The organism is Bradyrhizobium sp. CCBAU 11357 (assembly GCF_028128865.1).
Classification (GTDB): domain Bacteria; phylum Pseudomonadota; class Alphaproteobacteria; order Rhizobiales; family Xanthobacteraceae; genus Bradyrhizobium.
The window spans coordinates 248,457-270,235 of the sequence record NZ_LBJW01000111.1; the positions used below are offsets into that span (position 1 = coordinate 248,457).

A 21,779-nucleotide genomic window follows, 5' to 3' on the forward strand; every position below is an offset into this window, starting at 1 on the left:
CTCAGTCCTTCTCTTCCTCGACCGCGGGCGCGGCGAGCGAGCGCAGCAGCAGCACGGGGATCAGCAGCATGAAGACGATCACCTCCTTGTAGTTGGAGGCATAGAAGGACGAGAACGCCTCGACGATGCCGACCACCAGCGCCGCGACGGCGGTGAGGGGATAGCTGACGAGGCCGCCGATGATCGCGGCGACGAAGCCCTTCAGCCCGATCAGGAAGCCGGAGTCATAATACAGCGTCGTGATCGGCACGATCAGGATGCCGGAGAGCGCGCCGATCACGGAGGCCAGCAGGAAGGCGATCTGGCCCGACAGCGTGGTGCGGATGCCCGCGAGTCGCGCCCCGAGCCGATTCACGGCAGTGGCGCGCAGCGCCTTGCCATACAGCGTCAGGCCGAAGAACAGCCAGAGCCCGACGATGAAGGCGATGGTGATGGCATAGACGGTGATGCTCTGGCCGGTGAAGCGCAGCGCGCCGGCGGTGAAGGCGCCGGACAACACGGCAGGCCCGCGCTGGCCTTCGGCGCCGAAGAACAACAGGCCGAGGCCCTGCAGCGCGAGGTGGACGCCGACCGAGGCGATCAGCAGCACCAGCACCGAGGTGTGCGCCAGCGGCTGGAAGGCGATGCGGTAGAGATAGACGCCGATCATCGCCACGATCACCAGCGACAGCGCGATGCAGACCGCGACCGGCGGCTTCTGGGCGGCGAAATACAGCGTCAGCGCCAGCACGATGCACGGCAGCACGACATTGGTGGTGAAGCTGCGCGCGATCAACCGCCCATGCAGCGCCTTGCGCGCGACGAACAGGTCGAAGGCGAAGGCGCCGATGCCGAGCGCCAGCGCCAGCTTCGCCGTGCCCGGCATCTGGCCGGCGGCCAGCGAGGCATAGGTCAGCGCGCCATAGGTGACGAATTCGCCCTGGGGAATGAGGATGACGCGGGTGACGGCGAACACCAGCACCAGCGCCAGGCCGAGCAGCGCGTAGATTGCGCCATTGGTGATGCCGTCCTGCAGCAGGAACAGCATGATGGTGGTATTCAAGACCGGACGCTCCCCCTAATCCGGACCGGTCCCCTCGATTGCGGTGGACGGTCCGCTCACAGCCATTGAAAAACGCATGCGATATTTGATATGGTCCATAACAATTATCAAATATAACTTCAAGGGCGGGGACGAACCCGTCCCGAATTTAGCGGGATTACGAGCACGAGGCGATGACCGTTTCCAAAACCGCTGAAAAGTCTTCCGAAAAGCCCGCCGAGGCGGCCAAGGGCCGCAAGGATGCAGGCGAGCCGCAGGCTGAAGCCCTCCAGCTCGGCGAGTTGTCCGAGCAGCTGGGCTATGTCCTGAAACGTGCGCAGCTCAAGGTGTTCGAGAATTTCTTGCGCTGCATGGCCTCGCTCCAGCTGACGCCGGCGCAGTTCTCGGTGCTGCTGCTGGTCGAGAAGAACCCCGGCCGTAACCAGACCGAGATCGCCTCCACGCTCGGCATCCTCCGGCCGAACTTCGTGGCCATGCTCGACAATCTGGAGAGCCGCGACCTTTGCGCGCGGATCCGCTCCACCAACGACCGCCGCTCGCACATCCTGGTCTTGACCGACAAGGGCAAGGCCGTGCTGGCGCGGGCGAAGAAGCTCGTCGCCACCAAGCACGAGGCCCGGTTGAACGATCTGCTCGGCCAGGCCAACCGCGAAGCCCTGATCGGAATGCTCGCGAAGATCGCCAACGAGTTTTGACGGGCCCTCGCTGTCACCTCCCGTCATTGCGAGCGTAGCGAAGCAATCCAGAGTGTCTCCGCGGAGGGATTCTGGATTGCTTCGCTACGCTCGCAATGACGTTGGAGGAACCGGCGCGCCTCAATCCACCAAAATCACCCGGATATCGTTGACGTTGGTCAGGGTCGGGCCGGGCTGCAGCAGGTCGGCGGTCGCCTCGAAGAACGTGGTCGCGTCGTTGTTGTCGAGATAGGCCTGCGGCTCCAGCCCCAGCGCCTTCATCTTCGCGAACGTCGCGGCATCGATCAGCGCGCCGGCGGGGTCGGTCGGGTGGCCGGCGCCGCCATCGGCGCCGTCGGTGTCGCCGGCCAGCGCCGCGATGCCGACCGTGTCCTTCAAGAGCGAGGCCAGGGCCAGCGCGTATTCCTGGTTCGGCCCGCCGCGGCCATTGCCGCGCACGGTGACCGTGAGCTCGCCGCCGGACAGGATCGCGACGCGCTTGCCCTGCGCGCGGGCCTGAAGTGCCAGCCTGGCGTGGTCGGCGGCGACCTCGCGCGCCTCGCCTTCGAGATCGGCGCCGAGATCGATGGTCTCGTAACCGGACTCGCGTGCGAGCTTCACCGCCGCGTCCAGCGATTGCTTGGGCCGCGCGATCAGCTCGAACGACGCGCGCGCGAAGGCGGCGTCATCGGGCTTGGCGCTTTCATTGGCGGGCTCGTCGAGGGCGCGGCGCACCGCATCGTCGATGTCGAGCTTGTATTTCGCCACGATCGCGCGCGCATCGGCCAGCGTGGTCGGATCAGGCACGGTGGGGCCGGAGGCGATCGCGGAAGGATCGTCGTGCGGCACGTCGGAGATCGCGAGCGTCACGATCTCCGCGGCGTTCCTGCCGGCGCGGGCGAGACGGCCGCCCTTGATCCGCGACAGGTGCTTGCGCACGACGTTCATCTCGCCGATCGGCGCGCCCGAGCGCAGCAGCGCCTTGTTGACCGCCTGCTTCTGCGCGAAGCTGATGCCGTCCACCGGCGCGATCCAGTTGGCTGATCCGCCGCCGGTGAGCAGCACCAGCAGGAGATCGTCCGGCCCGGCCTCGCCCGCGAGTGCGAGGGTGTCGGCCGCGCCCTTCAGGCCGGCTTCGTCGGGCACGGGATGACCGGCCTCGACCACGCGAATGCGGCGCGTCGGCACGCCGTAGCCGTGGCGCGTGGTGGCGATGCCGACGAGGCGCTCCGGCGCCAATCCCAGCGCGTCGAGATAATGCCGCTCCGCGGCCGCCGCCATCGCGCCGGCGCCCTTGCCGGCGGCGAGGCAGATCACGCGCCCCCTGGGCGCAGGCCGCAGGTGAGGGGCCAGCACCACGTTGGGATGGGCGGCGGCGACGGCGGCGTCGTAAAGCGCACGGAGCAGGGGGCGTCGGTCGGTCATGGACGATGGCCTTGAGCAGACGGGAGTGGCGGCGACGAGGTCGCCGCCATCTGCCTACCGCATCGTGCGCCAAAGCGTAAGCGGCCTTTGCCATCATTCGATTGTGCAATCGCGTGATCAAAATTGCCGCGCAAAGAAAAGCCCCCTGCGTGATCAGCGCAGGGGGCTCGTTGTCCGCGCTTTGCAGCTTCTAGCCGCCGGCGTCGGCGCTGATCACCTCGCCGAACAGGTCCCACTTGTCGCCCTTGAACTTCATGAGCTGGAGCGAGCTGATCGGCGCGAAATCGTTCGGCCCGGTGTTGATCTTGATGCCGGGCAGCAGCACTTCGGTGCGGAAGTCCTTCAGGCTCGCCGCCTGCTTCATGACGTTCTCGCGCGTGAGGTTGTCGCCGCACTTCTTCAGCACTTCGACCAGCGTCTGTGCCACGCCGTAGCCGACGATGGTGCCGCCGTCGAGCTTGTCGCCTTCGGGGAAGTACTTGGTCATGAACTCCAGGAACGCCTTCATGCCGGCGTCGTCCTTCCACTGCGGATCGGAGACGTCCTTCAGATAGGCGGCCGAGATGATGTCCTGCGAATTCTCGAAGCCGGCGGGCTTGATCACGCTGCCGACCGAGGCCGAGACGTTGTTGAGGAAGTGCGTCGGCTTCCAGCCGATCTCGGAGATCTTCTTGATCGCCTGTGCCGCGAATTTCGGCGTGGTGATGTTGATGAAGACGTCGGCACCCGTCGCTTTCAGCTTGACGATGTGATTGTCGATGGTCGGCTCCGACGTCTCGTAGCTTTCCTCCAGCACGATCATGCTCGCGGCCTTGGCGCCTAGGCCGTCCTTCAGGCCCTTCAAATAGTCCTTGCCGTAATCGTCGTTCTGGTAGAGGACGCCGATCTTGGCGTTCGGCATGGCCTTGAGGATGTACTTCGCGTAGATCTGCGTCTCGCTCTGGTAGTTGGGCTGCCAGCCCATCGTCCACGGGAAGTTCTGCGGGTCGTTCCACTTGGTGGCGCCGGTGGCGACGAACAGCTGCGGCACCTTCTTCGAGTTCATGTATTTCTGGATCGCCGTGTTCGGCGGCGTGCCGAGCGAGTTGAAGACCAGCAGCACCTCGTCGCTCTCGACCAGCTTGCGCGCCTGCTCCACCGTCTTCGGCGGCGAATAGGCGTCGTCGTAGGAGACGAAATTGATCTTGCGGCCGTTGATGCCGCCCTCTTCGTTGATCTTCTTGAAATAGGCGGCTTCGGTGCGCCCGATGATGCCGTAGGCGGAGGCCGGTCCGCTGTAGGGCATGATGTTGCCGACCTTGATCTCGGTGTCGGTCGCACCGGTATCGTACTTCTTTTGGGCCGTTGCGGTTGAGGCCGAGGCCGCGATGAGCGCGAGCGCCAGTGACGCGGCCGCAAATTTGCCGGTGACAGCAGGCATTCCAATCTCCCTGTTTTTTCTTGGTGTGTGCGTCCCTTTTCTTGGCTTGATCGTTTTTGGTGGCGCGACCGCAATTCAATACGATTTGCCCAGAAGCTTCAAGGAAAAGCCCCTGCGGCAAGGCCGCAGGGGCCGCTTCTTTAGTCGATTGGGACTTGCGTCTTTAGCGACTGGTTGATGGTCAGCCGCCGACGTCGCCGCTCAAGACCTCGCCAAACCGCTCCCAATGCTCGCCCTTGAAGCGGATCAGTTGCAGCTGCGAGAGTGGCGCGAAATCGGTGGCGGAGGTGTTGACCTTGATGCCCGGCAACAGGCCCGCCGGCTCGAAGTCCTTGATGTTGGCGGCCTGCTTCATGATGTTTTCGCGGGTCAGATTGTCGCCGCAGGTCTTGAGCACGTGAACGAGGCCTTGGGCGACGACATAGCCGTACATCACCGAGGCGTCGGCGCGGTTGGCTTCCGGATAGTACTTATCCAGGAATTCGTTCCAGGCGATCATCGCCTTGTCGCTTTTCCACTGCGCGTCGGTGGGATCCATGAAATATTGCGACGAGATGATGTCTTGGGCATTCTCGAAGCCGGCCGGCTTGATCACGCTGCCGATCGAGGCCGAGACGTTGTTGAGGAAGTGCAGCGGCTTCCAGCCGATCTCGGCGTTCTTCTTGATCGCCTGTGCCGCGAATTTCGGCGTCGTGATGTTGAAGAACACGTCGGCGTTGGTCGACTTCATCTTGACGATGTGGGAGTCGATGGTCGGCTCGGAGACTTCGTAGCTGTCCTCGATGACGATCATCGAGGCGGCCTTGGCGCCGAGCCCGTCCTTGAACCCCTTCAGATAGTCCTTCCCGTAATCGTCGTTCTGGTAGAGCACGGCGATCTTGGCGTTCGGATGGTTCTTCAGGATGTACTTGGCGTAGATGATCGACTCGATCTGGTAGTTGGGTTGCCAGCCCATCGTCCACGGGAAGGTCTGCGGGTCGTTCCACTTGGTGGCTCCGGTGGCGACGAACAGCTGCGGCACCTTCTTCTGGTTCATGTACTTCTGGATCGCCGAGTTCGGCGGCGTGCCGAGCGAGTTGAAGATCAGCAGCACCTCGTCGCTCTCGACCAGCTTGCGCGCCTGCTCCACCGTCTTCGGCGGCGAATAGGCGTCGTCGTAGGTCACGAAGTTGATCTTGCGGCCGTTGATGCCGCCTTCCGCGTTGATCTTGCGGAAATAGGCCTCTTCGGTCTTGCCGATCACGCCGTAGGCGGACGCGGGACCGCTGTAGGGCATGATGTTGCCGATCTTGATTTCGGTGTCGGATGCGCCGGTGTCGTATTTCTTCTGCGCGGACGCTGCCGTGGAAAGTGTGGCGGCCAGCACGAGGGCAGCCGAGACGGCCCCCAATCGCACATGCATTGCAGGCATCTTGCTCTCCCTAGGTGGGTTTGATTGTGTCGATTGTTCTTGTTGGGAGCGATCGTTGCTCGTCGCTCCGTCGTGTATTCAATACCTATCCACGGCCGTCAGCAAGACAAACGCCCCGCACGGGCGTCGCGGGAGCGGAGATCTTTTCGGAGGCGACTCGGAATATTCCGGCGCGTGAGATTTTTGCGCGGCAAACTCACCGCTGGAGTTGTTATGTGAAGAAGCAGCTATCTTGAATTGTGTCGCCGCGGCGCTCAGTGGCTCATCTCGCTCGAGATGATGTCGCCGAACAGCTCCCATTTCTTGCCCTTGAAGCGCATCATCTGCAGCTGCTCGATCGGGGCGAAATTGTCCGGCGCGGTGTTGATCTTGATGCCGGGCAGCAGCGTGTCGGGTTCGAAGTCCTTCAGGCTGGCGGCCTGCTTCATGACGTTCTCGCGGGTGAGATCGTCGCCGCACATCTGCAGCACCTTCACCATGGTCTGCGCGGCGGCGTAGCCGAACACGACGCCGGCATCGAGCTTGTTGGCCTTGGGCTGGTATTGGGCGAGGAAGTTGTAGAATTTCTTCATGCCGTCATCGGCATTCCACTGCGGGTCGGAGCCGTCCTTGGTGTAGGTCGCCGACAGGACGCCTTGCGAGATTTCGATGCCCGCCGGCTCCAATACGCCGCTGATCGAAGCCGAGACGTTGGAGATGATCTGCATCGGATGCCAGTTGATCTCCGCCGCCTTCTTGATCCCCTGCACGGCGAATTTCGGGCTGGTGATGCTGATGAAGACGTCGGCGCCGGAGGCTTTCAACTTGACGACGTGCTCGTCGATCGCCGGCTCGGAGCTGTCATAGGCTTCTTCCAGCACGATCATCGAGGCCTTGGGCCCGAGGCCCTGTTTCAGCCCCTTCAGATAGTCCTTGCCGAAATCGTCGTTCTGGTAGAGCACGCCGATTTTCGCCTCCGGCTTCTCCTTCATGACGTATTTGGCGTAGATGCGCGCCTCGCTCGCGTAGCTCGGCTGCCAGCCCATGGTCCAGGGATATTGCCTGGGATCGTTCCATTTCGAGGCGCCGCTCGCCACGAACAATTGCGGCACCTTCTTCTCGTTCATGTATTTGCGGATGGCGCTGTTGGTGGAGGTGCCGAGCGAGCCGAAGATCAGCAGCACATTGTCGCTCTCGACCAGCTTGCGTGCCTGTTCCACCGTCTTCGGCGGCGAATAGCCGTCGTCATAGGAGATGAATTTGATCTTGCGGCCATTGATGCCGCCCTCGGCATTGATCTTGTTGAAATAGGCTTCCTCGATCTTGCCGATCGCGGCATAGGCGGAGGCCGGACCGCTATAGGGCATGATGTTACCGATCTTGATCTCGGTATCTGATGCGCCGCTGTCGTATTTCTTTTGCGCCAGCGCTCCGCTGCTCGTTGCGGTGCACAAGGCGAGCGCGGCCCAGAGGAGCGCAACCTGGGAACGAGCGGCGGCCATTGTTCTCCTGCTCCGGGATGGATCGATCGCATTGAACAAGATTGACGCCTGTCGTCAACAAAAAGCCCCCGCGGCTGTCCGCGGGGGCTCCTCGTCTTGGATGATCGCATCAGCCCGTCACTCGGAGGCGACGTCACCGCTGATGATCTCGCCGAACAGTTCCCACTTCTCGCCCTTGAAGCGCATCATCTGGAGCTGCGCGATCGGGGCGAAGTCGGTGGCGCCGGTGTTGATCTTGACGCCGGGCAGCAGCGTATCCGGCGCGAAATCCTTCAGGCTCGCGGCTTGCTTCATGAGGTTGGCGCGGGTGAGATCGTCACCGCACATCTCCAGCACCTTGGCCAGGGTCGAGGCGGCGCCATAGCCATAGACCATGCTGGTGTCCGACTTGTCGGCGCCCGGCATGTACTTGTCGACGAACTCGTTCCACCTCTTCATGCCGGGATCGTTGGCCCATTGCGGGTCCGTCGAGTCCTTGGCATAGGCGGCCGACAGCACGCCCTGTGCGTTCTCGAAGCCGGCCGGCTTCATCACGCTGCCGACCGAGATCGACACGTTGGTGAGGATTTGAAGGGGCTTCCAGCTGAGCTCGGCGGTCTTCTTGATGGTCTGGGCCGCGAATTTCGGCGTCGCGTAGATCAGCAGCACGTCGGGATTGGCGGCCTTGATCTTGACGATGTGGCCGTCGATCGACGGCTCGGAAACCTCGTAGCTCTCCTCGAGGATGACCATGGACGAGGCCTTGGCGCCGAGACCGTCCTTGGTGCCCTTGAGGTAGTCTTTGCCGAAATCGTCGTTCTGGTAGAGGATCGCGATCTTGGCGTCCGGCTTCTCCTTCATCAGCCATTTCGCGTAGATGTGGGCTTCGCTCTGGTAGGAGGGCTGCCAGCCGATGGTCCAGGGGAAGTTCTTCGGATCGTTCCACTTGGTGGCGCCGGTGGCGACGAACAGCTGCGGGATCTTCTTGGCGTTGAGATATTTCTGGATCGCGCTGTTCGAGGGCGTGCCGAGCGGGTTGAAGACGGCCAGCACCTCGTCGCTCTCGACCAGCTTGCGGACCTGCTCGACGGCCTTCGGCGGCGAATAGCCGTCGTCATAGGTCACGAAATTGATCTTGCGGCCGTTGATGCCGCCCTTGTCGTTGATCATCTTGAAATAGGCTTCTTCGGTCTTGCCGATGATGCCATAGGCCGACGCCGGACCGCTGTACGGCATGATGTTGCCGATCTTGATCTCGGTATCGGACGCGCCGGTGTCGTATTTCTTTTGGGCGAGTGCAGCGCCGGAGGTGAGAGTGATGGCCGCCGTTGCCGTGACCAGCGCGGCGGCTCGCAGTGTTCTTCCAAAATACAATTCGGTCTCCTTGGTTAATTCAACGGGTCTTCAGTTCTTCCTGAGCTTGCCGACGAGTTGCTGGCCCAGGATCGCGACCTGCCTTGCACCATGCGGCACGAGGTAGATGACGAGGAACAACAGCACGCCGAACACCGCGCCGGAGAGGCCCTTGGAGATGCTCTCGGCCATGTTCGGCACGAAGATGATGAAGGCCGCACCGACGAACGAGCCGGGCAGCCAGCCGACGCCGCCGACGACCATGCCGAGGAACAGCGAGATCGCGAGCGTGATGGTGTAGCTGTCGGGTGCGACGAACTGCACCGCGATGGCGCCGAGCGAGCCGGCAACGCCGGTGATGCCGGCGGACACGCCGAACGCCAGCGTCTTGTACAGCGCGACGTTGACGCCCATCGAGGAGGCCGCGATCTCGTTGTCGCGGATCGCCATGAAGGCGCGGCCGGAGCGGGAGCGCAACAGGTTCACCGAGAAGATGTAGATCAAGACCGTCACGATGAGCGTGAAATAATAGAGCCACATGTCCTGCGACATCGGCAGGCCGAACGGCGCGTCCGGCTTGGTGACGACGAGGCCCTGCACGCCGCCGGTCCAGTGCTCGAGGAAGTTCAGCTTGAGCAGCTGCGGCATCGCGGTCGCGAGCGCGAAGGTCGCGAGCGCGAGATAGACGCCGGACAGCCGCAGCGCCGGCTTGCCGAACAAATAGCCGAACGCGAAGCAGACCGCGGCGGAGATCGGAATGGTCAGCGCGTAGTTGATGTTGGCGTGCTCCATCAGCACGGCCGAGGTGTAGGCGCCGACGGCGTAGAATGCGCTCTGGCCGAGCGAGAACTGGCCGCTTCCGCCGGTCAGGATGTTCAGCGCCAGCACCGCGAGGCCGTAGATCAGGAGCATCGTCATCTGGAAGATGATGAAGTTCTTGACGAACATCGGCACGATCAACAGCGCCACCAGCACCACCAGCGAGGTGCCGGTGCCCAGCGTCATGGCCCGCTTCGGAACCGCCTCGACCGCCTCGTGGCCTTCGGCGACGACTTCTTCTGCTGCGCTCATGATCAAACTCGCTTGACGATGTGCCGGCCTAACAGACCAGCGGGTTTGACGACCAGGACGGAGATGATCAGCGCGAGCGCGATCGGAAGCTTCAGCTCGTTGCCGACGCCGGGGATGTAGGTGCCGGCGAGATTCTCGAAGACGCCGACCAGGAAGCCGCCGACCACGGCGCCCAACGGGCTCGACAGTCCGCCGAGCACCGCCGCGGCGAAGCCGTAGATCAGGACGCCGCCCATCATGTTGGGCTCGAGGAACACGACAGGGGCGATCAGCATGCCGGCGATCGAGCCGATCGCGGTCGCCATGCCCCAGCCGAGCGCGATCATCCAGCTGGTGTTGATGCCGACGAGGCGGGCCGATTCAGGCACCGACGCGGCCGCGCGCATGGCGAGACCGATGCGGGTGTACTGGAAGAAGAAATAGAGCCCGAGCAACAGCAGCACGGTGACGCCGATCATGCCGGCCTGGTGGGTCGAGATCAGCTGGCTGCCCAGGAACGGCGCGGAGCCGAACGGCGTCGGATATTGCTTGATGGTGAAGTCCCAGATCAGGCCGGCCGACGAGTTGATGATCGCAAACAGCGCGATGAAGCCGGCGACGTTGGTCAGCACCGGTGCCTTGGCGAGCGGCTTGAACAGGATGCGCTCGATCGCGATGCCGGCAACGAAGGAAAATGCCAGCGTGATCAGGAAGGCGGCCCAATAGGACACGCCCCACTGCATCAGCTGCCACGAGATGAAGGTCGAGAACATCGCCATCTCGCCCTGCGCGAAGTTGAGATGGTCGATGGCCTGGTAGATCATGACCACGGCGAGCGCCATGCAGGCGTAGATCGCGCCCGTGGCGATGCCGGCCAGGACCTGGTTGGTGAACAGCTCCATTGTGCCGGCTCCCTAAAACTTGCCCGATTGGGTTTGAACTGCAACGGCGTCGAAGGTCCACCTCTCCCTGAGGGAGAGGTCGGCGCGAAGCGCCGGGTGAGGGGTTACGGTCTCACGGTGAAGCTGCGGCCCCTCACCCGATTTGCTGCGCAAATCGACCTCTCCCCGTCGGGGAGAGGTGAGGCGAGTGCGCGGATAGATCATTGCCATCATCCGCTCCTCAGTAACCCAGATAGGATTTGCGGATTTCTTCGTTGTTCGCGATGTCCTTGGCCTTGCCGGACATCACGATGCGGCCGGTCTCGATCACATAGGCCTGGTCGGCGAGCTCGAGCGCGAGCTGGGCGTTCTGCTCGACCACCAGGATCGACACCTTGTCCTCGCGGTTGATCTTGCCGAGGATGCCGAACAGATCGCGCACCACCAGTGGCGCGAGGCCGAAGGAGGGCTCGTCGAGCAGCATCAGCCGCGGCCGCAGCATCAGGGCGCGGGCGACCGCGAGCATCTGCTGCTCGCCGCCGGAGAGCGTGCCGGCCTGCTGGGTGTGGCGCTGCTTCAAGACCGGGAAATGCGCATACATGCGCTCGATGTCGGAGATGATGCCGGCGCTGTCCTTGCGGGTGATCGCCCCGAGCTGGAGATTCTCCTCGACCGTCATGGTGGTGAAGGTGCCGCGGCCCTGCGGCACATGGGCGATGCCGAACCGCACGATGCTCTCGGTGGAGCGGTTGTTGAGCGGCTTGCCGTCGAACTCGATTCCGCCGGTGGAGCGCACCATGTTGCAGATCGCGCGCAGCGTCGTGGTCTTGCCGGCGCCGTTGGCCCCGAGCAGCGTCGTCAGCGATCCCTCGTTGAGCGAGAACGACAGGCCATGGAGCGCCTGGACCTGACCGTAATAGGCGCGCAGGTCCTTGACGTTGAGCAGTGTCGTCATTGGTCCTTGCTCCCGAGATAGGCCTTGATGACGTCGGGGTCCGCCTGCACCTGGGCGGGGGTACCTTCCGCGAGCTTCTTGCCGAAATTCAGCGCGACGACGTGGTCGGCGATCGACATCACGAGGCCCATATGGTGCTCGACCAGCAGCACGGTCATGTGGCGCTCGTTGCGGATGCGGCGGATGAGGTCGCCGAGCACGTGGACTTCCTCGTGGTTGAGGCCGCCGGCGGGCTCGTCGAGCAGCAGGATCTTCGGGTCCGCCGCCAGCGCGCGCGCCAACTCGACCCGCTTCTGCGTGCCGAAGGGCAGGCCGGAGACGATGGTGTGCGCGACGTCCTCGAGGCCGAGATAGGCGAGGATCTCGTGGACCTTCTTGTTGACCGCGGTCTCGCTGCGGCGGACCCAGGCAAGCCTCAAGGAGTCGCTGATGATGTCGCTGGAGGTGCGGGCATGCGCGCCGACGCGGACGTTGTCCATCACCGACAAGTTCGGGAACAGCGCCACGTTCTGGAAGGTGCGGCCGATGCCGATCTCGGCGATCCGGTGCGGCGGCCGCGACAGGATGCTCACGCCCTCCATCAGGATGTCGCCGGACGACGGCTGGTACAGCCGCGACAGGCAGTTGAACAGCGTGGTCTTGCCGGCGCCGTTCGGGCCGATCAAGCCGAGGATCTGGCCCTTGTGCATGTCGAAGGACACGCCGTTGAGCGCGACGATGCCGCCGAACACGACGCTGACGTCGCGAACCGCGAGCAGGGGCGATGTCCCCTGTGCGAGCTGTGCCTGCGTCATCTCGTCTCGCTCACGTCGTTCAGTGAGCGATGGGGCGATGCGAACCGCTCCCGGTGATGACAAAGGCTATCTGAATCCCTCGGCCACACGCGCAACTTTTCCTCCTGATTTCAGCTTTTTGCTGATGTCTTTTTTTGAATGCGGCATCAGACCCCCGAGCGCCGCTTCGATGTTCCTTACCATCGCTACGAGACGCGGTCCAATGTCGTTGATCAAGCGCTCTTCCGTGAAACGGAATGCGGGCGCGCCGCAATTGAATGCGTAAGGTCCGGTTCCGTCGTTGAGCTTGAGCGCGACGCCGGCCGCGCCGATGTCGTCGTGCCAGTCGCCGACCGAAATCGCAAAGCCGTATTTCGCGACGGTCTCGCCGGAACGTTCCAATCCCTCGCGCATCTTCGGCCAGCGGCTGCCGTAATGTTCGCGCAGGATGCGCGACAGGTCAGCGCGACCTTCGTCGTCGAGCGCCCAGAAATAGGCGCGGCCCATCGCGCTGGTTGCAATCGGCACCCGCGCGCCGACGTCAAGTTGAACGCCGACGGTCTCGCTGCCGCGGCTCTGCCCGAAATAGATCATGCTGTGGCGGTCACGGCCGCCGACGGCGACGGCGCCGCCGGTCGCGCGCATCACTTCCTCGCGGAACGGCTCGGACAAATGCCGAACGCCCAGATTGGCCAGTGCCGCGTAGCCAAGCGACATCGCTGCAGGTGCGAGCTGGTACTTCTCGAAGCGGGGAACCGGCGTCAGATAGCCGAGCTTGGTGAGCGTGTAGGTCAGCCGTGACACGGTGGGCTTGGGCAGATTGGTGCGCGAGGCAATCTCCTGATTGCCGAGCAGGCCGTCATTGGGTTGGAACGCGCGCAATACTTCCAGTCCGCGGGAAAGCGCGACGACGAAATTCCGATCGGCCGCGGTCTTCTTTCCTGTACGCTTCATCCCTGATCTGCTTCTTGCGCGGAGTCGTTGACAACGTCCGTGCTTCAAAATAACCCTGCCGTCAAGATGCGGAATTAAATTCCGCACCGCGAAATCTAACAAAAGTAAATCCCCACCAAGGAGGGACACCGTGAGCGAAGTGGTCAAGCTTGAGCGTCATGACGAAGTCGGGATCGTCACGGTGAACAGCCCGCCGGTCAATGCGCTGAGTGCCGCAGTCCGCGGTGGGATCCTCGAGTGCATCAAGGCCGCGATCGCCGATCCCGCCATCAAGGGCATCGTGCTGACCTGCGCCGGCCGCACCTTCATTGCCGGGGCAGACATCACCGAGTTCGGCAAGCCGCCGAAGCCGCCCGCCCTCAACGACGTGCTGTCCGAGATCGAAAACTCGCCCAAGCCGGTCGTTGCCGCCATTCACGGCACCGCCCTCGGCGGCGGCCTCGAGGTCGCGCTGGCCTGCCATTTCCGCGTCGCGGTGAAAGAGGCCAAGCTCGGCCTGCCCGAGGTCAAGCTCGGCCTGTTGCCCGGCGCCGGCGGCACCCAGCGCCTGCCCCGCGCGGTGGGCCCAGAGCTCGCCGTCAAGATGATCGTCGGCGGCGACCCGATCGGGGCGGCGGAAGCGCTGAAGAGCGGCCTGATCGAGGAGATCATCGAGGGGCCGGCCTCCGGCGGCGAAGCCTTCGTGCGCAAGCTGCTGGCCGAGAAGCGCCCGCTGCGCCGCCTGCGCGACGACGATTCCAAGCTCGCGGCCGCCAAGGCCGACCGCTCGATCTTCACCAATGCGGTTGCGGCCATGACCAAGAAGTCGCGCGGCCTGGAGGCGCCGTTCGCGGCGGCCGATGCCGTCGGCTACGCCATTGACCTACCCTTCGACGAAGGCCTGAAGAAGGAGCGCGAGGGCTTCCTCAAGCTCGTCGCCAGCGACCAGTCCAAGGCGCAGCGCTACGCCTTCTTTGCCGAACGCGAGGCCAACAAGATCGCGGGCGTGCCTGAAGGCACCAAGCCGCGACCGGTCAACCGTGTTGCCATTCTGGGCGCCGGCACCATGGGCGGCGGCATCGCGATGTCCTTTGCCAACGCCGGCGTGCCCGTCACGCTGATCGAGACCGGCGAAGAGCAGCTCAAGCGCGGCATGGGCATCATGCAGAAGAACTGGGAAGCGACCGCCGCGCGCGGCGGCATTCCGGCGGATGCGCCCGCCAAGCGCATGGCGCTGATCAACGGCGTCGTCGGCATCGAGAATGTCGGCGATGCCGACCTCGTCATCGAAGCCGTGTTCGAGACCATGGCGGTGAAGAAGGAGGTGTTCGGCAAGCTCGACCAGTACGCCAAGCCGGGCGCGGTGCTCGCCTCCAACACCTCCTATCTGAACATCGACGAGATCGCGAAGTCGACCAAGCGTCCGCAGGACGTGCTCGGCATGCATTTCTTCTCGCCGGCCAACGTCATGAAGCTGTGTGAGATCGTGCGCGCCGACAAGACCGCGCCGGATGCGCTAGTGACGGCCGTGACCATCGCACGCAAGATCGCGAAGGTGCCGGCCGTGGTCGGCGTCTGCGACGGCTTCGTCGGCAACCGCATGCTGGCGCAGCGCGGCAAGCAGTCCGAGAAGCTCCTGTTCGAAGGCGCGTTGCCGCAGCAGGTCGACGCGGTCGTGACGAAGTTCGGCATGCCGATGGGGCCGTTCGCAATGGGCGACCTCGCCGGCCTCGACATCGGCTGGCGCTCGCGCAAGGACCGCGGCATCAAGTCGGAGATCGCGGACGCGCTCTGCGAAGCCGGCCGCTTCGGCCAGAAGACCGGCAAGGGTTACTACAAGTACGAGCAGGGTTCTCGCGCGCCGCTGCCTGACCCCGATGTCGAGAAGCTGATCGACGAGACCTTGCTGCGTCTCGGCCGCAAGAAGCGCGTCGTCAGCGACGAGGAGATCCTCGAACGCATGATGTATCCGATGATCAACGAGGGCGCGAAGATCCTCGAAGAAGGCATCGCCGCGCGTCCCAGCGACATCGACGTGGTCTGGCTCTACGGCTATGGCTGGCCGATCTATCGCGGCGGCCCGATGTTCTGGGCCGACAGCGTCGGCCTGAAGCACATCGCCGATCGCCTGGCCTTCTACGCCAAGGAGACCAACGACCCCAGCCTCGAGCCCGCCCCGCTGCTGAAGAAGCTTGCGGCGGAGGGCAAGACGTTTGCCTCGCTCGCGGCCGAGTCGAAAGCGGCGTGATGGGGGCTTGGTCTCAACCTTTGTCATTCCGGGATGCGCCGCAAGGCGCAGGCCCGGAATCCATAACCCCAGCTGGTGGCTATGGATTCCGGGCTCGCGACTTCGTCGCGCCCCGGAATGACGGTCTGTGTTAGTTTGCTCGCTCAAGCAATCAAGAAAATGACCCATCCCGGCGAACAGTTTTATCCCGAGGGCGTGCGGTGGGACGACACCATCGTCCAGGGCACGCTGCCGGATCTCCTCGCGAAGGCCGCCGCCGATTATGGCACGCGCACCGCGCTGGAGTTCCGCGACCGACCGATCAGCTACACCGAGCTCACAGCTCAGGCCGATCGCGCCGCCGCGGCGTTCCTGCGCGCCGGGTGCGGCAAGAACAGCTCGGTCGCGCTGTTCCTCGGCAACACGCCCGATCACCCCGTCAACTTCTTCGGCGCGCTGAAGGCCGGCAGCCGCGTCGCGCATCTGTCGCCGCTCGACGGCGAGATCGCGCTGACGCACAAGATCACCGATTCCGGCTCGCGTGTGCTCGTCACCTCCAACCTCCAGGCCCTGCTGCCGACCGCGCTGAAATTCCTGGAGAAGGGACTGATCGACAAGCTCGTCGTCTGCGAGGACGATCATTGGGGCAAGGTCGGCACGCCGCAGGCGGCGATCCCCGACGATCCCCGCATCGTCACCTTCAAGACCTTCGTCGAGGGCGCCGCCACGCCTGCGCAATGGCCTGTTGTCGCGGCCGATGACGTCGCGCTGCTGCAATATACCGGCGGCACCACCGGCCTGCCCAAGGGCGCGATGCTCACCCACGGCAATCTCACCTCGGCGGTGTCGATCTACGACGTCTGGGGCAAGCCGGCACGCGCCGCCCGCGGCGACGTGATCGAGCGCGTGATCTGCGTGCTGCCGCTGTTCCACATCTACGCGCTCACCGTGGTGCTCTTGTCCTCGCTTCGGCGCGGCAATCTGATCTCGCTGCATCAGCGCTTCGACGTCGAAGCCGTGATGCGCGACATCGAGGAGAAGCGTGCGACCTATTTCCCGGGCGTTCCGACGATGTGGATCGCCATCGCCGCGCTGCCCGATCTCGACAAGCGCGACTTCTCCTCGCTCGTCACCATCGGCTCCGGCGGCGCGCCGCTGCCGGTGGAGATCGCGAGCTTCTTCGAGCGCAAGGTCGGCAAGAAGCTGCGCAGCGGCTGGGGCATGACCGAGACCTGCTCGCCCGGCACCGGCCATCCGCCCACGGGTCCCGAGAAGCCCGGCTCGATCGGCCTGATGCTGCCCGGCATCGAGCTCGACGTCGTCGCGCTCGACGATCCCAGACGCGTGCTGCCGCCGGGCGAGATCGGGGAGATCCGCATCAAGGGCCCGAATGTCACCAAGGGCTACTGGAACAAGCCGGCGGGATCGACGGAGGCCTTCGTCGACGGCCGCTTCCTCACCGGCGACATCGGCTATGTCGACACCGACGGCTATTTCTTCCTGGTCGACCGCAAGAAGGACATGATCATCTCCGGCGGCTTCAACGTCTATCCGCAGATGATCGAGCAGGCGATCTACACCATTCCGGGCGTGCACGAGGTGATCGTGCTCGGCATTCCCGACCCCTATCGTGGCGAAGCCGCAAAGGCCTTCATCAAGCTGAGGCCCGACGCAAAGCCGTTTTCGCTCGACGAGCTGCGCGCGCAGCTTGCCGGCAAGCTCGGCAGGCACGAGCTGCCGGCCGCGGTCGAATTCGTCGATGACCTGCCGCGCACGCCGGTCGGGAAATTGTCGCGCCACGAATTGCGCCAGCAGCACAAGCCGTCGTCCGGGCTTCGCGTTGCTGACGGCCCCCGCAATGACGAAATGACGTAACGTTTCACAGGAGGATCCGATGGATCTCGCATTCACGAAAGAAGAGCAGGCGTTTCGCGACGAAGTGCGGCAGTTCTTCCGCGACAACGTGCCGCCGGATACGCGGCGCAAGCTGGTCGAGGGCCGTCATCTCTCCAAGGACGAGATGGTGACGTGGTGGCGCATCCTCAACAAGAAGGGCTGGGGCGTCAGCCATTGGCCGAAGGAATATGGCGGCACCGGCTGGAGCTCGGTGCAGCACTACATCTTCAACGAGGAGCTGCAGTCCTATCCGGCGCCGCAGCCGCTCGCCTTCGGCGTCAGCATGGTCGGCCCGGTCATCTACACCTTCGGCAACGAGGAGCAGAAGAAGAAGTACCTGCCGCGCATCGCCAATGTCGACGATTGGTGGTGCCAGGGTTTTTCGGAGCCCGGCTCCGGCTCCGACCTCGCCTCGCTGAAGACCAAGGCCGAGCGCCGTGGCGACAAGTGGATCATCAACGGCCAGAAGACCTGGACCACGCTCGCCCAGCACGCCGACATGATCTTCTGCCTCTGCCGCACCGACAACAACGCCAAGAAGCAGATGGGCATCTCCTTCATCGTGTTCTCGATGAAGTCGAAGGGCGTCACCGTGCGCCCGATCCAGACCATCGACGGCGGCCGTGAGGTCAACGAGGTCTTCTTCGACGACGTCGAGGTGCCTGTCGAGAACCTGATCGGCGAGGAGAACAAGGGCTGGGACTACGCCAAATTCCTGCTCGGCAACGAACGCACCGGCATCGCCCGCGTCGGCGTCTCCAAGGAGCGCATCCGCCGCATCAAGGATCTGGCGTCGAAGGTCGAATCCGCCGGCAAGCCGATCATCCAGGATCCCGCCTTCCGCGAGAAGCTGGCGGCCTGCGAGATCGAGCTGAAGGCGCTCGAGCTGACGCAGCTGCGCGTCGTCGCCGACGAAGGCAAGCACGGCAAGGGCAAGCCCAATCCGGCCTCGTCGGTGCTGAAGATCAAGGGCTCCGAGATCCAGCAGACCACCACCGAGCTCTTGATGGAAGTGATCGGCCCGTTCGCCGCGCCCTTCGACGTGCACGGCGACGACGGCTCCAACGAAGCCATGGACTGGACCGCCCAGATCGCGCCGAGCTACTTCAACAACCGCAAAGTCTCGATCTACGGCGGCTCCAACGAGATCCAGCGCAACATCATCGCCAAGGCAGTGCTGGGGCTGTGATTTCTCTCCTCTCCGCGGAGGCGGGGAGGGCAATTTTTCCACCGTCATTCCGGGGCGCGACGAAAGTCGCGAGCCCGGAATCCATCGGGCCGCACACGCTGAGGCGAAATGGATTCCGGGCCTGTCCCTTCGGGCCATCCCGGAATGACGAAGTCAGTTGATCCGGGTACGAGGAAACAGAAATGGATTTTGACCTGTCCGAGGAGCAGCGGCTTCTCAAGGAAAGCATCGACGGCCTGCTGACCGATTCCTACGATTTCGAGCAGCGCAAGAAGTACATGGCGGAGAAGGGCGGCTGGAGCAAAACGGTCTGGCTCAAGCTCGCCGAGCAGGGCCTCTTGGGCCTGCCCTTCAGCGAGGCCGACGGCGGCTTCGGCGGCGGCGGCGTCGAGACCATGATCGTGATGGAGGCGCTCGGCAAGGCGCTGGTGCTGGAGCCGTATCTGGCCACGGTCGTGATCGGCGGCGGCTTCCTGCGCCATGCCGGCAGCGATGCGCAGAAGGCCGCGCACGTGCCGGGGATCATCGACGGCAGCAAGACGCTCGCCTTCGCCCAGCTCGAGAAGAACTCGCGCTACGATCTGTTCGACGTCACCACGACCGCGAAGAAGAAGGGCGATGCCTACGTGATCGACGGCGAGAAGTTCGTCGTGCTCAATGGCGAGAACGCCGACACGCTCATCGTCACCGCGCGCACAAAGGGCGACCGCCGCGACAAGTCAGGCATCGGCGTGTTCCTGGTCCCGGCCAATGCAAAGGGCGTCGCCAGGAAATCCTATCCGACCCAGGACGGCCTGCACGCCGCCGACATCACCTTCACCGGTGTCGAGGTCGGCCCCGATGCCGTGCTCGGCAACCCCGAGGATTCGCTCGCGCTGATCGAGCGCGTGGTGGACGAAGCCCGCGTCGCGCTCTGCGCCGAAGCGGTCGGCCTGATGGACGAATCGCTCAAGACCACGGTCGAGTACATCAAGACGCGAAAACAGTTCGGCGTCGCGATCGGCTCGTTCCAGTCGCTGCAGCACCGCGCCTCCGACATGTTCGTCGCCACCGAGCAGGCGCGCTCGATGTCGATGTTCGCGACCATGGCGAACGATTTCGGGGACGCCAAGGAGCGCAGCAACGCGATCGCCGCGGCCAAGGTGCAGATCGGCAAGTCGCTGAAGTTCGTCGGCCAGCAATCGATCCAGCTCCACGGCGGCATCGGCATGACCATGGAGGCGAAGATCGGCCACTACTTCAAGCGCCTCACCATGATCGAGAACACCTTTGGCGACACCGACTACCACCAGCGCCGCGTCGCGGACGCGGGCGGGTTGATCTGAGGCGCGCGATGACCGTCATCCCGGGGCATCGCGAAGCGATGAGCCCGGGATCCATCGGGCGTCATCACCCGCGGTGAGATGGATTCCGGGCTCGCGCTACGCGCGCCCCGGAATGACCAAGAAGTGAGGGCACAAATGCAAAACACCCCGTTCGATCTCACCGGCAAGGTCGCCGTGGTCACCGGCTCCAGCCGTGGCATCGGCCGCTCCTCCGCCGAGTTGCTCGCCAGGCTCGGGGCCAAGGTCGTGGTCTCCTCGCGCAAGGCGGAGGCTTGCAAGGAGGTCGCCGACGGCATCAATGCCGCTGGCGGCGATGCTACAGTCATCCCCTGCAACATCGCGCGCAAGGCCGAGGTCGAGGCGCTGATCGCAGGCGCCACGAAGCATTACGGCAAGATCGACATTCTGGTCTGCAACGCCGCGGTCAATCCCTATTACGGTCCGCTGCTCGACATCACCGACGAAGCCTTCGACAAGATCATGGGAAGCAACGTCAAGAGCAACATCTGGCTCTCCGCGCTCGCGATCCCTGAGATGGCCGAGCGCGGCAACGGCTCGGTGATCATCATCTCCTCGATCGGGGGCCTGCGCGGCTCCACGGTGATCGGCGCCTACGGCATCTCCAAGGCGGCCGACTTCGCGCTGTGCCGCTCGCTCGCCGGCGAATGGGGCCCGAAAGGCGTCCGCGTCAACTGCATCGCGCCCGGCCTCGTCAAGACCGACTTCGCCCGCGCGCTCTGGGAGGACGAAGCCAATTTGAAGCGCCGCACCGCCACCACGCCGCTGCGCCGCATCGGCGAGCCCGACGAGATCGCCGGCGCCGTCGCCTACCTCGCCTCGGATGCCTCGAGCTTCATGACCGGCCAGACCATCGTCATCGACGGCGGCGTCACGACCGCGGCGGTGTAGCCCCGCGCGCCGCCAGCGCGCCCTCGATGGCGCGTACCACGATCAGGGCGGACCGCTCGTCGAGATGCACGCCGTCGGCCCAGCGCAGCTCGCCGATCGGCGGCTGGATCGGCAGCCAGCGCCCGCCATCCGGGAAGGCCGTGTGGACGATCGCCTTGCTCATCCTGACCATGCGGGACACCTCGATCTCCGCCGCGAAGGGATTCTCGAGCAGCAGGGCGCGTGACCCCCGCCGCTCGATCTCGTCGATGAGCGCCTTGATGCGCGCCACATTCACCCGCGCCGCAACCGTGGGGTCCTCGTCGTTCATCTGTCGCAGGGCGCGGTCGAGATGGACCTTGTTGTCGAAAGTGCTCGGTGGCTCGCCGAGCAGGCGATCCCGCGCCGCGCGCGCATCGAGAGGATTTGGCGGGGTGTGATTCCAGGTCTCGTAGGCGGCCACCGCCGTTCGCACCGGTCGCAGGAACCGCGCATCGTTGTCCGCGCCGCCGGAGAATTTCTCGATCAGCGCGTCGTCCGGCAGGCGCGTGAGCACATTGGTCTCGATCAGGACGATCTTCGGCAGGCGTTTCTGCCTCGCGATGATCTCCAGGCTCGTCACCGGCGAGCCGCCGGCCAGCGCCAGGTTGCGGATTCGGGGCAACGAGAAATATTCCTCCTTGAGGCGCCACATCACCGAGCTGCCGACCAGCACGATGTCAGGCGTGGGCTCCCGCACATAGCGGTTGAGGGTGACGAGGCTGCCGTCGCGCGTGGTGACGGCCGGCTGCTGCAGGGCCGAGCCGAAGCGCGCGGTGGCGAGGCCGCCGGCGAGCAGCAGCATCGCGGCGCCGCCGGCGCACCTGATCATCCACGA

The 21,779-nt window shown here is 64.3% G+C and carries 18 protein-coding genes; 6 read left to right on the forward strand and 12 right to left on the reverse strand.

Annotated features, from left to right (window positions below; genetic code table 11):
- Nucleotide 1: 1 nt before the first annotated feature.
- Nucleotides 2-1,042 (reverse strand): branched-chain amino acid ABC transporter permease, encoded by a 1,041-nt coding sequence (locus tag XI05_RS33245; protein WP_271509849.1) that lies wholly within the window; start codon nucleotides 1,040-1,042, stop codon nucleotides 2-4.
- A gap of 173 nt (nucleotides 1,043-1,215) precedes the next feature.
- Here XI05_RS33245 and XI05_RS33250 point away from each other — a divergent pair, with 173 nt between their 5' ends.
- Nucleotides 1,216-1,737 carry a MarR family winged helix-turn-helix transcriptional regulator gene (locus XI05_RS33250; RefSeq protein WP_172784958.1) on the forward strand — a complete coding sequence of 174 codons (522 nt, stop codon included), beginning with the start codon at nucleotides 1,216-1,218 and terminating at the stop codon, nucleotides 1,735-1,737.
- A gap of 120 nt (nucleotides 1,738-1,857) precedes the next feature.
- Here XI05_RS33250 and XI05_RS33255 read toward each other — a convergent pair whose 3' ends face one another.
- The 10 genes from XI05_RS33255 to XI05_RS33300 all read right to left on the reverse strand — a co-directional run bounded on the left by XI05_RS33255 (nucleotide 1,858) and on the right by XI05_RS33300 (nucleotide 13,398).
- Nucleotides 1,858-3,141, reverse strand: a complete 1,284-nt coding sequence (locus XI05_RS33255; protein WP_271509852.1) for a glycerate kinase type-2 family protein — start codon at nucleotides 3,139-3,141, stop codon at nucleotides 1,858-1,860.
- A gap of 190 nt (nucleotides 3,142-3,331) precedes the next feature.
- Complete coding sequence (locus XI05_RS33260; RefSeq protein WP_271509854.1) at nucleotides 3,332-4,561, reverse strand: ABC transporter substrate-binding protein; 1,230 nt, start codon at nucleotides 4,559-4,561, stop codon at nucleotides 3,332-3,334.
- Nucleotides 4,562-4,742: 181 nt separating this feature from the next.
- Nucleotides 4,743-5,972, reverse strand: coding sequence for an ABC transporter substrate-binding protein (locus tag XI05_RS33265; RefSeq protein ID WP_271509857.1), 1,230 nt, complete (start codon nucleotides 5,970-5,972; stop codon nucleotides 4,743-4,745).
- Nucleotides 5,973-6,226: 254 nt separating this feature from the next.
- Nucleotides 6,227-7,453, reverse strand: a complete 1,227-nt coding sequence (locus XI05_RS33270; RefSeq protein ID WP_260382016.1) for an ABC transporter substrate-binding protein — start codon at nucleotides 7,451-7,453, stop codon at nucleotides 6,227-6,229.
- Nucleotides 7,454-7,570: 117 nt separating this feature from the next.
- Nucleotides 7,571-8,806 (reverse strand): ABC transporter substrate-binding protein, encoded by a 1,236-nt coding sequence (locus XI05_RS33275; protein ID WP_172784953.1) that lies wholly within the window; start codon nucleotides 8,804-8,806, stop codon nucleotides 7,571-7,573.
- Nucleotides 8,807-8,836: 30 nt separating this feature from the next.
- Nucleotides 8,837-9,856 (reverse strand): branched-chain amino acid ABC transporter permease, encoded by a 1,020-nt coding sequence (locus tag XI05_RS33280; protein WP_271509859.1) that lies wholly within the window; start codon nucleotides 9,854-9,856, stop codon nucleotides 8,837-8,839.
- 2 nt (nucleotides 9,857-9,858) lie between these two features.
- Nucleotides 9,859-10,737, reverse strand: a complete 879-nt coding sequence (locus XI05_RS33285; RefSeq protein WP_172784951.1) for a branched-chain amino acid ABC transporter permease — start codon at nucleotides 10,735-10,737, stop codon at nucleotides 9,859-9,861.
- Between the two features lie 220 nt (nucleotides 10,738-10,957).
- Nucleotides 10,958-11,671 carry an ABC transporter ATP-binding protein gene (locus XI05_RS33290; protein ID WP_271509862.1) on the reverse strand — a complete coding sequence of 238 codons (714 nt, stop codon included), beginning with the start codon at nucleotides 11,669-11,671 and terminating at the stop codon, nucleotides 10,958-10,960.
- Nucleotides 11,668-12,465 (reverse strand): ABC transporter ATP-binding protein, encoded by a 798-nt coding sequence (locus XI05_RS33295; protein WP_271509865.1) that lies wholly within the window; start codon nucleotides 12,463-12,465, stop codon nucleotides 11,668-11,670. The genes XI05_RS33290 and XI05_RS33295 overlap by 4 nt, the downstream gene beginning before the upstream one ends.
- A 66-nt stretch (nucleotides 12,466-12,531) precedes the next feature.
- Nucleotides 12,532-13,398 carry an IclR family transcriptional regulator gene (locus XI05_RS33300; RefSeq protein ID WP_271510072.1) on the reverse strand — a complete coding sequence of 289 codons (867 nt, stop codon included), beginning with the start codon at nucleotides 13,396-13,398 and terminating at the stop codon, nucleotides 12,532-12,534.
- Between the two features lie 130 nt (nucleotides 13,399-13,528).
- Here XI05_RS33300 and XI05_RS33305 point away from each other — a divergent pair, with 130 nt between their 5' ends.
- From XI05_RS33305 to XI05_RS33325, 5 genes are all read left to right on the forward strand, one after another.
- The gene (locus XI05_RS33305; protein WP_271509868.1) at nucleotides 13,529-15,625 is read left to right on the forward strand and encodes a 3-hydroxyacyl-CoA dehydrogenase NAD-binding domain-containing protein; all 2,097 of its coding nucleotides are present in this window, start codon (nucleotides 13,529-13,531) and stop codon (nucleotides 15,623-15,625) included.
- A gap of 159 nt (nucleotides 15,626-15,784) precedes the next feature.
- Complete coding sequence (gene pimA, locus XI05_RS33310) at nucleotides 15,785-17,479, forward strand: dicarboxylate--CoA ligase PimA (protein WP_271509871.1); 1,695 nt, start codon at nucleotides 15,785-15,787, stop codon at nucleotides 17,477-17,479.
- Nucleotides 17,480-17,498: 19 nt separating this feature from the next.
- Nucleotides 17,499-18,689, forward strand: coding sequence for a pimeloyl-CoA dehydrogenase large subunit (gene pimC / locus XI05_RS33315; protein WP_271509874.1), 1,191 nt, complete (start codon nucleotides 17,499-17,501; stop codon nucleotides 18,687-18,689).
- Between the two features lie 182 nt (nucleotides 18,690-18,871).
- On the forward strand, nucleotides 18,872-20,014 hold the full coding sequence (pimD, locus tag XI05_RS33320) for a pimeloyl-CoA dehydrogenase small subunit (protein WP_271509877.1): 1,143 nt from the start codon (nucleotides 18,872-18,874) through the stop codon (nucleotides 20,012-20,014).
- Between the two features lie 135 nt (nucleotides 20,015-20,149).
- A complete protein-coding gene (locus XI05_RS33325) occupies nucleotides 20,150-20,923 on the forward strand; it encodes an SDR family NAD(P)-dependent oxidoreductase (protein WP_271509880.1) in 774 nt (257 codons plus the stop codon).
- Here the strand turns inward: XI05_RS33325 and XI05_RS33330 are convergent.
- A complete protein-coding gene (locus tag XI05_RS33330; protein WP_271509883.1) occupies nucleotides 20,904-21,773 on the reverse strand; it encodes a hypothetical protein in 870 nt (289 codons plus the stop codon). The genes XI05_RS33325 and XI05_RS33330 overlap by 20 nt on opposite strands.
- Nucleotides 21,774-21,779: the final 6 nt, after the last annotated feature.